11 protein-coding genes are annotated in these 11,999 nt (G+C 66.3%); 7 read left to right on the top strand and 4 right to left on the bottom strand.

Translation table 11 applies throughout. The annotated features are described in order from the left end of the window. Positions 1 to 154: 154 nt before the first annotated feature. The 7 genes from ACIPRI_RS03565 (at position 155) to ACIPRI_RS03595 (ending at position 8,620) form a co-directional block, all read left to right on the top strand. On the top strand, positions 155 to 1,354 hold the full coding sequence (locus tag ACIPRI_RS03565; RefSeq protein WP_446588565.1) for a DUF4382 domain-containing protein: 1,200 nt from the start codon (positions 155 to 157) through the stop codon (positions 1,352 to 1,354). 90 nt (positions 1,355 to 1,444) lie between these two features. Then, positions 1,445 to 1,798 (top strand): hypothetical protein, encoded by a 354-nt coding sequence (locus ACIPRI_RS03570; RefSeq protein ID WP_446588567.1) that lies wholly within the window; start codon positions 1,445 to 1,447, stop codon positions 1,796 to 1,798. Between the two features lie 133 nt (positions 1,799 to 1,931). Further along, entirely contained in the window at positions 1,932 to 3,206 is a 1,275-nt protein-coding gene (locus ACIPRI_RS03575) for a TolC family protein (protein ID WP_446588569.1), read from the top strand. After that, complete coding sequence (locus ACIPRI_RS03580; RefSeq protein WP_446588571.1) at positions 3,203 to 3,829, top strand: hypothetical protein; 627 nt, start codon at positions 3,203 to 3,205, stop codon at positions 3,827 to 3,829. Before ACIPRI_RS03575 ends, ACIPRI_RS03580 begins: the two co-directional genes overlap by 4 nt. Beyond that, on the top strand, positions 3,826 to 4,998 hold the full coding sequence (locus ACIPRI_RS03585; RefSeq protein WP_446588573.1) for an efflux RND transporter periplasmic adaptor subunit: 1,173 nt from the start codon (positions 3,826 to 3,828) through the stop codon (positions 4,996 to 4,998). The genes ACIPRI_RS03580 and ACIPRI_RS03585 overlap by 4 nt, the downstream gene beginning before the upstream one ends. A 13-nt stretch (positions 4,999 to 5,011) precedes the next feature. Next, entirely contained in the window at positions 5,012 to 8,152 is a 3,141-nt protein-coding gene (locus ACIPRI_RS03590; protein WP_446588575.1) for an efflux RND transporter permease subunit, read from the top strand. A gap of 72 nt (positions 8,153 to 8,224) precedes the next feature. Then, complete coding sequence (locus ACIPRI_RS03595) at positions 8,225 to 8,620, top strand: hypothetical protein (protein ID WP_446588577.1); 396 nt, start codon at positions 8,225 to 8,227, stop codon at positions 8,618 to 8,620. A 256-nt stretch (positions 8,621 to 8,876) separates the two neighbouring features. Here ACIPRI_RS03595 and ACIPRI_RS03600 read toward each other — a convergent pair whose 3' ends face one another. From ACIPRI_RS03600 to ACIPRI_RS03615, 4 genes are all read right to left on the bottom strand, one after another. After that, the gene (locus tag ACIPRI_RS03600; protein ID WP_446620391.1) at positions 8,877 to 9,002 is read right to left on the bottom strand and encodes a hypothetical protein; all 126 of its coding nucleotides are present in this window, start codon (positions 9,000 to 9,002) and stop codon (positions 8,877 to 8,879) included. A gap of 124 nt (positions 9,003 to 9,126) precedes the next feature. Further along, positions 9,127 to 10,620 carry a DUF1254 domain-containing protein gene (locus tag ACIPRI_RS03605; RefSeq protein ID WP_446588579.1) on the bottom strand — a complete coding sequence of 498 codons (1,494 nt, stop codon included), beginning with the start codon at positions 10,618 to 10,620 and terminating at the stop codon, positions 9,127 to 9,129. A gap of 50 nt (positions 10,621 to 10,670) precedes the next feature. Continuing rightward, a complete protein-coding gene (locus ACIPRI_RS03610; protein WP_446588581.1) occupies positions 10,671 to 11,126 on the bottom strand; it encodes a hypothetical protein in 456 nt (151 codons plus the stop codon). A 19-nt stretch (positions 11,127 to 11,145) separates the two neighbouring features. Then, positions 11,146 to 11,949, bottom strand: coding sequence for a DUF2092 domain-containing protein (locus ACIPRI_RS03615; RefSeq protein WP_446588583.1), 804 nt, complete (start codon positions 11,947 to 11,949; stop codon positions 11,146 to 11,148). Between the last annotated feature and the right edge of the window lie 50 nt (positions 11,950 to 11,999).

Consider the following 11,999-nt stretch of genomic DNA (forward strand, 5'->3'; position numbering starts at 1 on the left):
TTCTATCGTTGGGTTCGAGCATAGCGTCGCATCGGATCGGGGCCCTGGGCGTCGTTGCAAACAGGCCGCAATCTACAGGCGCGCGGCTTGCTGGAAATGACCGCGCATGCGCAGAATGTGAAATATTCCCACGTTCCATTCCGGAGATCAAAAAATGAAAACTTTCACCTGCTTGCGTACTGCCCTATCCGCGGTAGTGCTGGGATCCCTCCTGGCCTGCGGAGGGGGTGGAGGCGGCGACGGGGGCTCGACTCCCGTTGCCGAGAAAGGCACGCTGCGCCTGGCCATGACCGACGCGCCAGCCTGCGGCTATGACGAGGTGAACGTCACGGTGAAATCGGTGCGCGTGCACCAGAGCGCCGCCGCTTCGGAAAGCGAAGCCGGCTGGTCGGAACTGCCGGTGGATCCGCCCGCGCGCATCGACCTGCTGACGCTTACCAACGGCAAGCTGTTCCCACTCGGCGAAACGACCTTGCCGGTCGGCAAGTACACGCAACTGCGCCTGGTGCTGGTGGACAACGGCGGCAGCACGCCCCTGGCCAATTCGGTCGTCCTCACCGGCGGCGACGGGACTGAATTGCCATTGAAGACGCCCAGCGGCCAGCAATCGGGCCTGAAGGTGCATGCCAACATCGACGTGGCGGCCAACCAACTCGCCGACTTCGTGATCGACTTCGACGCCTGCAAGTCAGTGGTGAAGGCCGGCAACTCAGGCCAGTACCTGCTCAAGCCGGTGCTGAGCGTGGTGCCGCGCCTGGTCTCTGGCGTGCTCGGCTATGTGGACGTCGGCGTGGTCGGTCCGCAGACCAGCGTTTCGCTGCAGCAGAACGGGGTCATCGTCAAGGCGACGGTGCCGGACAGCGCCGGCAAGTTCCTGCTGCAGCCGGTGCCTGCGGGAACGTACCACCTGGTGTTGACGGCGCCCGGCCGCACCACTGCAGTCGTGACCAGCGTGCCCGTTGCCGATGAAACCGTGACCACGCTCAATGCGTCGACTGCGGCGCTCGCCGTGCCCACCTCGTCGACGGCCAGCTTGTCGGGTGCCGTGAGCACTGGCAGTTCGCCGATCGAAGCGCAGGTGCGTGCCCTGCAGCCGCTTTCCGGTGGCCCGACCATCGTCGTGGCCGACCGCCCGGTAGACAGCGACACTGGCGCCTACGCCTACGCGGTGCCGGTGAATGCGCCGCTGGTGGCGCCCTATGTGGCTGCGCCGGCGTCGCTGGTCTTTGCGCCGAACACGGCGGCGGCTGGCAAGTACGTGGTGGAAGCCAGCGCGGCCGGCGCGGTGAAGACCGCGTCCTCGCCGACGCTGGCGGGGGGCGCGACCTTCGCCACCAACTTCACCTTGCCCTGAGTTGACTTGAGCGGCGCCCCCGGACCGGGGCGCGCCGCAATGGGGTAGGTGCCTCCGCGAGCGGTGGACCACCTCGGCTAGACTCGCCCGATGCTCCGCCGGCTCCCCGTTCTGTTGCTGCTGATTTCTGCTTTCTGGCAGGCCCTGGCCGTCGGAGGCCACGCGCAAGCTCTGGGCGACCTGGAAGAGGCCGCGCATGCAGTGATCCACTGGCAAGAGCAGCCGCACCATCACCACGACGATGGCTCGGTTTCGCATGATGTCTCGGAGGAGTCCGTTCAGCACATCGTCGCTGACGGCTGCCTGGGTGGCGCCGCGGTCTTGCCTGCGACCATTTCGTTGTTCATCCCGGCTGCCATAGAGCGACCTTTCTTGGGCAGCGAGCCCGCACCTCCGTGGCCGTATCTCGACGGCCTTCGACGACCTCCTCGACTGACGACCTGAAACGCTCTTGCTCAGCGCCGCATCCTGCGCGCGCTGAGCGGTTTTCACGCGGTCCATCATCGTTCGGACATCCCTGCGCGCTTATGCGTGTCCGGTATTCCCGCGCTGATGGTCGCAAGTCAGCAGAGGTCCCGTGATCCCTTTCTCTTGCGTTCCATGGTCTGTTTCCTGCCTCCTTGCAGGATTCTTTATTTCAGCGACGGCGCCGGCGCTCGCACGCCAGCCGGCGCCCTCGGCGCCGACCAACGCGGTGCCGGCCAGTGTCACACTCGCCCAAGCCAGCGATGCCGCTTGGCAACGTGCAGTCCTGTCCCGCGAAGCCGATTCGCAGGCACGCCGCGCCCGTGCCGAACAGACGGCGGCCTCGGGCCTCTGGGCGGCACCGCCAGAGGTCGAGTTGAGCCATTTCAACGATCGCCTTCACTCCAGCACGGGCCTTCGTGAAACAGAGGTGGGCTTCATCTGGCCGATCTGGATGCCGGGCCAGCGTGACGCGCGCGCGGCTGCGGCCGACGCCGAACTCAGGCTCGCCGAGTCCGCGACGGACGCCGCGCGCTTGCGCATCGTCGGGCAGGTGCGCGAATCCGCCTGGAGACTTGCGGCTGCGCTGGCCGAGGCAGCGTCGGTTGCAGCACAGGCACGCTACCTGAGGGGAATTGCAGACGACGTGCAGCGCCGGGTGAATGCTGGCGATCTGGCGCGCGCAGATGATCTGGCAGCGCGTGGGGAGCTGCTGGAAGCGGAGGCCGCTCGCAGCGAGGCCGATCAACGTGTGAATGCAGCGCGGGCGCAATGGCGAACGCTGACCGGGCTCGATGCGATGCCGGCGCTGACCCGGCCTTCGATCTCGGCCGATGCGGACGCCGCCCCAACCGTCGACCATCACCCGGAGATGCTCGCAGCGACGCAGGCCGTGGAACGGGCGCGCAAACGGGTCGATGCGGTCAATGCATCGCGGCGAGATCCACCGGAACTCTCGCTGCGCTATCGCGAAGAGACGCCCCGCCCGGGCGAGGCCAGCCAACGCGGCATCGGCATCGGCCTGAAGATTCCCTTGGGCACGGACGCCCGCAACGCTCCGCTGCAGGCCGCTGCCTTGGGTGAGCTCGATGTCGCCGAGACCATGGAGCTGCGCCTACGCGAACGCCAGGCCGCCGACCTTGCCGTCGCGCGCGACGGTTTGCAAAGCGCCACGCGGCAGCTCGACAGCACGCGCGCCCGGGCACGGCTGCTGCGCGAGCGCGCCGACCTCATCGACGCCTCCTTCAAGGCAGGGGAAAGCTCTCTGCCGGAGCTCTTGCGCGCCGCGAATGCCGCGGCCCAGGCGGAAGCGGCGCTTGCGCGGCAGGAAGCCGCGCTCGGCCTGGCGCATGCCCAACTTCAACAAGCACTCGGACTTTTCCCATGACAGCTCCCTCTTTCGTCAACCGCCGCACGCCGAGCCATCTGGTGCTGGCGGCCATCCTTCCCTTCATGCTGCTTCTGGGCGCAGCGGCCATGGCCGCGCCGGGTGCGCACGGCCCCAACGGCGAGCATCTCGACGTGCCGGCGCAGGCCGCCGTGGGCGGCAGCAGCGCGCCCCGCCTGGAGGCGAAATCGGAGGCCTTCGAGCTGGTCGGTCTCCTGCACGCCGACGAGTTCTCGATGCTCATCAATCGCTTCGAGACCAACGAGCCGGTTCTGGAAGCGAAGGTCGAAGTCGAGTCCGGTGGCACCAAGGCCGCCGCCAAGTTCCATGCCGATCTGGGCGACTATGCCGTCGATGATGCGGCCTTCCTGAAGGCACTGGCGGCGCCGGGAGACCATGCGATCGTGGTCACCATCGTGGCAGGAGCCGAGTCGGACCTCCTCGACGGAACCCTCAGGAGCGCGGGCGCCACCGCGACGCAAGCGCATGGCCACGCCCATGATGATGAGCACAGCCATGGGCTTCCCCGAGCAGCGTGGGCTTTGCTGGCGCTCTTGGCGCTGGGTGCCGCCATCTATTTCCTCAACCGCCGCCACCGGGCGGCGACCGGAGCAGCGCAATGAATTCGCCAATCCCCCATATTTCGCGCCGGGCGGCACGGCGTTCGTCCGCATTGGTTGCGCTTGCTCTTGTGCTCGGTTGCACCACGCTGGGATCGGCTTTCGCATCCCCCGGCGCTCACGGACCCAATGGCGAGCATCTTGACGCGGCCGGAGGCGGCAGCACAACGTCGGGACTCGCCCGCCTGCCCGATGGCAGCGTGCAAGTACCAATGCTGGCCCAGCGCCGGCTCGGCGTGAGGACCGTTCTGGCCACGGAGACCGACGCCGCCGCCACGGTGCAAATGCCGGGTCGGATCGTGATCGACCCGAACGCCGGCGGCCGGATCCAAGCCGTGCACGGCGGACGCGTGGAGGCCGGCCCGCGTGGCTTGCCTGTGGCCGGCCAGGCGGTACGCAAAGGCGAAGTGCTGGCTTTTGTGCAGCACCACGCCGAGCCCTATGCGCTCGCCAACCAGCAGGCCCAGCTGGCGGAGTTGCGCAGCAGCCGCGAACTGGCCGCACAGCGTGTGCAGCGGCTGCAATCGCTCGAAGGCACGGTGCCCCGCAAGGAAATCGACGCTGCGCGCGCCGAACTGCAGAGCCTTTCCGCGCGCGAGAAGAGCATTGGTGCGAGCCTGGGCGTGCGCGAAGCGCTCTCCGCCCCCGTCTCCGGCGTGATCGCGCGCGCCGACGCCGTGGCCGGCCAGATCGTTGAGGCGCGCGACGTTCTGTTCGAAGTGATCGATCCGTCGCGCGTCCTGGTCGAGGCGACGACCGCGGACGCAGCCCTGCCTGCACGCGTGGGCGACGCCTCCCTGCAGGGCATCCCCGGCGTCAAGCTAAAGCTGCTGGGCGCCGCTCGCTCGCTGCGCGAAGGCGTGCTGCCGATCACCTTCCAGGCACAGCCCGACAAGCCTGGCGCCGCGATGCCCTTGGCGGTGGGCCAGCCTGTCACGGTCCTTGCGTCGCTCAACGAGCGCATCAAGGGCTTCGTCCTGCCCGCGCAGGCGGTCGTGCGCAACAGCGCCAACGAGCCGATCGTCTGGATCAAGTCCGGTGCCGAGCGCTATATCCCGCAGCCGGTGCAGTACCGGGCGCTGGACGCCGGCACCGTGATCGTCACCCAGGGCCTCGGCGCCGACAACCGCGTGGTGGTGCAAGGCGCACCGCTGATCGCGCAGATCCGCTGACCGGAGCGCGCAAATGTTCAACTGGATCGTTCAACACAGCCTGCACAACCGCCTCTTCGTGCTGGCGGTGGCCGCGCTGCTGCTGGTCTACGGCGCCGTCACTGCCTGGCGCACGCCGGTGGACGTGTTCCCCGACCTCAACAAGCCGCTGGTCACCGTCCTTACCGAAGCCGGTGGCATGGCGCCCGAGGAGGTGGAACAGCTCGTCACCTTTCCGCTGGAGACCGCGCTCAACGGCATGCCGGGGGTGACCCGGGTGCGCACGACCTCTGGCGTGGGCCTGTCCATCCTCTATGCCGAGTTCGACTGGGGCACCGATGTGTACCGCAACCGCCAGCTCGTCGCCGAGCGCCTGGCGCTGGTGCGCGAGCAGTTGCCTGGTGGCATCACGCCCATCATGGGCCCGGTCTCTTCGATCATGGGAGAGGTCATGCTGATCGCACTGCCTCTGGCGGAAGGCCGGGCGGCAGCCGACCCGATGCGGGCGCGCGAGTATGCCGATTTCGTGCTGCGCCCGCGCCTGTTGTCGATCCCCGGCGTCTCTCAGGTCATCCCGATCGGTGGCGATGTCCGGCAATTGCGCGTGGAGCCCGACACGGCCCGCATGGCGCAGTTCGGCGTGTCGCTCAGCCAGGTCGAGCAGGCCTTGCGCGGCTTCGCGGGCAATGCCGGTGGCGGCTTCATCGATCTCAACAGCCGGGAGTTCCTGATCCGCCATCTCGGGCGCACGAACCGGGTCGAGGACCTGCAGGGCATCGCCGTGGCCTGGAAGGACGGACGCGCTGTGTTGCTGGACCAAGTGGCCAACGTGAGGTTTGCCGCCGGCATGAAGCGCGGCGATGCCGGCTACAACGGGGCGCCGGCGGTCATCGTGAGCGTGCAAAAGCAGCCCGCTGCGGACACCGTGCAGCTCACCCACGCGATCGAAGTGGCCCTCGGCGAGCTCAAGCAGGGCTTGCCGCCGGGCCTGGCCGCACCCAAGGTGCTGTTTCGCCAAGCCGACTTCATCGAGGCATCGATCCGCAACGTGAGCGAGGCGCTGCGTGACGGCGCCATCATGGTGGCCATCGTGCTGTTCGCCTTCCTGCTATCGGCGCGCACCACGCTCATTTCGCTGGTGGCGATTCCGCTGTCGCTGGCGGTCACGGCGCTGGTGTTCAAGCTGCTCGGGCAGTCGATCAACGTGATGACGCTGGGCGGCCTCGCGATCGCCATCGGCGAACTCGTCGACGATGCGGTGGTCGACGTGGAGAACATCGTGCGCCGTCTCAAGCAGAACCGGGTCTCGAACAATCCTCTGCCCACGCTGGAGGTGGTGCGCCGGGCCAGCGTCGAGGTGCGATCGGGCATCGTCTATGCGACCGTGATCGTGGTGCTGGTCTTCGTGCCGCTGTTTGCGCTGCCGGGCATCGAGGGGCGCCTGTTCTCGCCGCTGGGCATCGCCTACATCGTCTCGATCCTGGCCTCCATGCTGGTGTCCATGACCGTGACCCCGGTCCTCTGCCACTACCTGCTTCCGAAGATGAAGCGCCTGAAGCATGGCGACAGCCCGCTGGTCGCGCGGCTCAAGCGCTGGGACGAGAAGATCCTCGCCTGGTCCTTTACCCGCGCCAGGCTGCTGATCGCGATCGCGGCGCTCGCGGTGGCCGCCGCGGCGGCGAGCGTGCCCTTCTTCCCTCGGGCCTTCCTGCCGGCCTTCAACGAAGGATCGCTGGTGCTGGGCATGGTCTTCAATCCCGGCACCGCCCTGGCCGAGGCGAACCGCATGGGCGCACTCGCGGAGACCTTGATCGCCCAAGTGCCCGAGGTGGTCCAGGTCGGGCGGCGCACCGGCCGGGCCGAGCTTGACGAGCATGCCGAGGGCGTGCACTCCGCCGAGATCGATGTCGACCTGAAGCGCTCGGCGCGCGACCGCGAGGCCGTGATGGCGGACATCCGCGCCAGGCTTTCGGTGCTGCCGGCGCAGGTCGCCATCGGCCAGCCGATTTCGCACCGGCTGGATCATCTTCTGTCCGGGGTTCGGGCACAAATTGCGCTGAAAATCTTCGGCGACGACACCGACACCCTGCGCGGGCTGGGCGAGCAGATGCGCCAAAGCCTGTCGGGCATCCCGGGCCTGGTCGACCTCACCGTCGAAAAACAGGTTCTGATCCCGCAGATCACGGTGAAGCTCGATCAGCGCAAGCTGGCGCAAACGGGCCTGTCGCCGGGCGAAGCGATCCGGATCCTGCAAGCCCTGACCGACGGCGCCCATGGCGCCCAGATCGTCGACGGCCAGCGCCGCTACGACCTGGTCTTGCGTCTGCCGGACGGGCGCCGCAGCCCGCAGGACCTCGCTGCCACGCTGATCGACACGCCGGCCGGCCGCTTGCCCGTCTCCGCGATCGCGAGCGTCGAGGAAACCGACGGCCCCAACCAGATCGGCCGCGAGAACGGACGCAGGCGCATCGTCGTCTATGCCAACACGGACGGCTCCGACATGGGCAAGATCATCCAGGACATCCGAGGCGTGATTGCCAGGACCTCGCTGCCGCCCGGCACCTTCGTGAGCCTCGAAGGGCAGTTCCAGGCCCAGGAGCAGGCGATGGCCCTGATCATCGGGCTGTCGCTGGTCTCGCTCACGATGATCTTCCTGGTGCTCTACGCACGCTACAAGTCCGCGGTGTTGACCGGCATCGTCATGGTCAACATCCCGCTCGCGCTCATCGGCAGCGTGGTGGCGATGTGGCTGGCCGGCGTGAGCCTGTCGGTGGCGTCCATGGTCGGCTTCATCACGTTGGCGGGCATCGCGGCGCGCAACGGCATCCTCAAGATCAGCCACTACATCAACCTGTGCAAGTTCGAAGGCGAGACCTTCAGCCAGGCGATGATCGTTCGCGGATCGCTGGAGCGCCTGACGCCCGTGCTCATGACGGCGCTGGTGGCCGCGTTCGCGCTAACGCCCCTGCTGCTGGCCGCCGACGCGCCGGGCAAGGAAATCCTGCATCCCGTCGCGGTCGTGATCTTCGGCGGCCTGGTCAGCTCCACCCTGCTCGATACCCTGCTGACGCCGGTGCTCTTCTGGATGTTCGGGCGGCGCGGGACGGAGCGCCTGGTCGAAGAAGACAAGCAAACCGAAGCGGGCCCACGCTCGGTCCCGCAGGAAGCCTATTGAACCCACCAAGATCCCACAGGCTGTCGGCGCCGCCTGTCAAAGCGCGCTATATGCGAAAGAAGGAATGATTCCATGAACATCAAGAGCAAGTCCCTGAGCTATCTGGTCGCAGCCGTACTGACGAGCATCTCGACCCTGGCCACCACGCAGGCGTTCGCGCACGGCGCCGCCAAGCCGATGCACGGCGGCGTGGTGCAAAGCGCCAGTGACCTGTCCTTCGAACTGGTGGCCACCAGCGACGGCGCCACCATCTACGTGGTCGACCACGACGACGCGTTCGACACCGCCGGTACCCGTGGCAAGCTGACGGCTTTGAACGGCGCCGAGAAATCCGAAGCGGAACTCAAGCCCGCCGGCGGCAACAAGCTCGAAGCCAAAGGGGTGAAGCTGGACAAGGGCGCCAAGGTGGTCGCCGTGTTGACGACCCCCGACAAGAAGACGATCACCCTGCGCTTTGCGCTCAAGTGACGCGGCGATGCCCAACCGCCTGACCCAGCTTCCCGCGCTGCGCTCTCCTGGCGCTGCTGGCGGCCGTGCTGTTCGGCGTCAGTACCGTACCCCGCTCGTGCAGCGCTTCGGCACAGGGCTGGGTGCTTTCACGATGCTCTCCCGGGGGCTCGCTGAGCGCGATCCTGGCCAGGTGGTCTTGGGAAAGGCGGTGCTGGGTGCAGCAGCGACGGCCGCGGACCGGCTCCGTCTTCGCCTTCGCACCCTTCATCCGCGATCAGTCGAAGGTCACAGCCGCAACGTAGAGCTCCACCACCAGCCAGCCGAGCAACACCGCAGCGCCGACGGCCAGGAGCACCGAAGCAATCTTGCGTTCAATGCGGCGAGATGCGTGGCTGGCCATGGGACGTCCAGTCCCAGGGTGACCCGAAAAGCGCTTCATGAAGCGATTGTTGATCGCCGGGTGCGCGATGTAAAAGGCACTCTGCATGCATGGTTTCGACGAGCCAGCTTCGTGCCGAAGACGATCAGGGTTGCAGCTCGATCTCGCCCGGCCGCCAGGTCTTGTTGAACCACGGCTCCAGCGGACCGTAGAGGCGCAGCAGCGTGAACCAGCCCTTGCCCGGAATCGTCTGCACCCAGTTGTTCTCCATTCCCGCCGGGGCCTTCGGTCCGAAGTAGACATCCACCGAACCATCCGCATTGGTCTTGACGCCCTTGCTCTGGCTGCTGACGCTCGGGGCCAGTTGGTCGGTTTGCACCATCGAGCGGGTCTGGTTGTCGTAGACGATGACCGACCAGAAATCCTTGACCGGAACGTTGGGCGGCAGGCGCAGCTTGTAATTCTTGCCGCCATCCAGGGGATTGCCCTTTGCATCCTGCACCGACCAGGGGTATTGCGAGCCCCGGCCCACCATCTTCTCCTCCATCGCCGGCGTCACGGCAATGGCAAAGTAGTAAAAGAAGACCGCACCGTCCAGGTTGCTGACACCGGGTGCTGACTCGAATTTGTAGCCGCCTAGGAACGGCAGGCGCCACGCACTGTCCGGGAAGAAGTACGCATCCTTCGGGCGGATCTTGAAGGCGATCGTCCGCGCCGTCACGGCGCCGATGTTGGCGGCGTCGGTGAGGATCTTTTTCATCCGCGCATCGGGATTGAAGGGCTGGCCCTTGACGATGCCGATCGAGGCGAACAGGCCCAAGGTGGTGGGATCGGAGCCATCCGCCGGCTCTTCCTGGATGACCTGATTCAACAGGCTCCAGAACGAGTAGTCGCCCGGTGCGACGAAGTTCGCTGGAATCCCAGAGGCATTGACGAACTTCATCCGCGGCGGATTGGCAGCCTCGGCCAAGGGATAGAGGCGCAGATTCTTCTTGGCGGAATCGACTGCGGGTTGGGTGGAGCCGTCTACGAGGAAAGAGCGAAAGACCAGATAGCTGCCGAAGGTGCTCGGCCGCAAAACGTGATACCCGGGTGGAATGGCGCCCTTGAATCCGGGCGGCAACAGGAGGTACTTGCCGCCCTCGCCCTTGTCGGCCCCGGTGATGCCGATGTCGCCCACCCACTTGTACCAGAAGTCGTCGACCGTCCCGAGCACCTTGGGCGGAATCTCCGCCACCACCGGCCCCTTGCTCGTGTCGACCCACATGAAGTTGTAGATCGTGTTGTCGTTGGCGGTCAGTGCGACAGTCTTCGAATCAGTCAGATTTTCCCAGATCACGTTGGTCTGGTTATCGGGTCCGAACTTGCGCAGCGACTCGCGCATGCCGGCCTGATTGACGATCGGAATCGCCAGCAGGTAAGCCTGGAGCGCCCGCGAGCGGTCCAGGTTGTCGTAGATCTTGTCGACGGTGTCGGGAGACGGGTAGCCGTAATCGAGGTTCAGCGTCCCGATCGAGGACTCGATCTTGTCCGGCACGGCGACGCCCGGCGCGAAGGGTGTGGTCATCTTGTAGGGCTGCGCGAAAGCAGTCGTGGCCATCGCGGCCGCGACAACCAAGCCAATCAGTACTTGTTTCATGATTTTTGGTTTTTCCTTGTCGATTGTTCAGGGAGCCAAGCCGGACTGGCCTAGGGTGCGGGCACGACTTCGTAATAGACCCCGCTGGAGCCGAAGTAGGGCTTGTACCAAGTTGGACCAACCTGGTAGTAGTGGGTGCCGTTCACGACCATGTCCCTCGCCCCATCGGGCACGCTCGCCAGCTGGGTGCCGACCGGCATGTTGGGGGCGACCACATACGCGGGCTGCTGGACGACGATGGCCGACGGCTGCTGGACCACGACCGTGGCAGGGCGCGCCGCTGTCGCAACCGCGGCGCCCACCGCCATTCCGGCGACCGCACCCGCTGCAGCACCGCAGCCGTAGCAGCCGGCAGGACGATAGTAGGGGTGGTGCACGCCGCCGACCGCAACGGCGCCGCCGCGCCAGCCTCCTGCAGCGGCGACCCACGCATTTGCGGCAGACAAGGGAGCGAGCGTGCCGGCCACGATCGCGACGCTGAAGACGAGTGTCTTGATATGCTTCATCACATTGCCCTTTGCGTGATCACTTGACTGGGTCCATCTGCTTGAACTCGAGCTTCACCGCACCCTTGGGGATTGACGCGACGAAGGTCTGCGACGCAACGGGTGCGCCGAGCTTCCAATCAGAGAACTCCACGGTGAACGTCGGTTGACGATCGCCGCCGCGGTAGGAAATGACCATCAAGCGCGGTAGCTTGTCCTTGGCGCCAATCCAGACTTCCCAGTCCAGCCCCTTGGCAGTGAACGCCAAGTGGTCCGTCTTGACGCCGCCGACGCTCGACCGACCGACCCAGAACGCGCTGTAAAGATCCTTCGTCAAGAACGCATAGGGGTCCGCAACGAGAAGATCCAGGAACGGCCTCGTGGCGTCGGACCCCGGCAGCTCGCTCTGCATGAGTGACTCGACGGCGCCGCCCGCTGCCTCACGTTGCGCATAGAACTTGCGGTCCACGCCGATGGCGGTCACGGTCTTGCCGTCGTAAACGACGTCGCTCGGGAACAGATCTCCGCGCGCCGCCACGAACAGCTTGTCGGGCCGCTGCATCACCACGCGCGAAGAAGCGAACAGGCTGACGTACTGCCCCGTCGGAGAGGGCGTCGGGACGATGCCCCGTATCTTGAAATCAAGTGTTTTCGCTCCGGCCAGCGTGTCACTCATCGCCTTGAGCAAGCCGAGGGCGCGCTCGTCCTTGAACGCCTTCGCGGCTGTCGCGGTGGGCGCCGGTGTCTCTTGCGCCAGTGCAACGCGATCGGTGCCCAGCAGCGTCGAGGCCGCCAACAAGGCATAGCCAAGCCGATGAGTGATTCTTTTCAGGTTGAGGTTCATTCAAATTCTCCGGAACTGATTGGGACCAAGGAGTCGTCCTCTTCGGCGAC

The organism is Variovorax sp. LARHSF232, assembly GCF_052871435.1.

Bases quoted from the DNA above. Each gene is read 5' to 3' on its own strand.
- ACIPRI_RS03605 (WP_446588579.1), bottom strand. From the start codon at position 10,620: ATGAAACAAGTACTGATTGGCTTGGTTGTCGCGGCCGCGATGGCCACG.
- ACIPRI_RS03590 (WP_446588575.1), top strand. From the start codon at position 5,012: ATGTTCAACTGGATCGTTCAACACAGCCTGCACAACCGCCTCTTCGTG.
- ACIPRI_RS03610 (WP_446588581.1), bottom strand. From the start codon at position 11,126: ATGAAGCATATCAAGACACTCGTCTTCAGCGTCGCGATCGTGGCCGGC.
- ACIPRI_RS03600 (WP_446620391.1), bottom strand. From the start codon at position 9,002: ATGGCCAGCCACGCATCTCGCCGCATTGAACGCAAGATTGCTTCGGTG.
- ACIPRI_RS03615 (WP_446588583.1), bottom strand. From the start codon at position 11,949: ATGAACCTCAACCTGAAAAGAATCACTCATCGGCTTGGCTATGCCTTG.
- ACIPRI_RS03595 (WP_446588577.1), top strand. From the start codon at position 8,225: ATGAACATCAAGAGCAAGTCCCTGAGCTATCTGGTCGCAGCCGTACTG.
- ACIPRI_RS03565 (WP_446588565.1), top strand. From the start codon at position 155: ATGAAAACTTTCACCTGCTTGCGTACTGCCCTATCCGCGGTAGTGCTG.
- ACIPRI_RS03585 (WP_446588573.1), top strand. From the start codon at position 3,826: ATGAATTCGCCAATCCCCCATATTTCGCGCCGGGCGGCACGGCGTTCG.
- ACIPRI_RS03570 (WP_446588567.1), top strand. From the start codon at position 1,445: ATGCTCCGCCGGCTCCCCGTTCTGTTGCTGCTGATTTCTGCTTTCTGG.
- ACIPRI_RS03580 (WP_446588571.1), top strand. From the start codon at position 3,203: ATGACAGCTCCCTCTTTCGTCAACCGCCGCACGCCGAGCCATCTGGTG.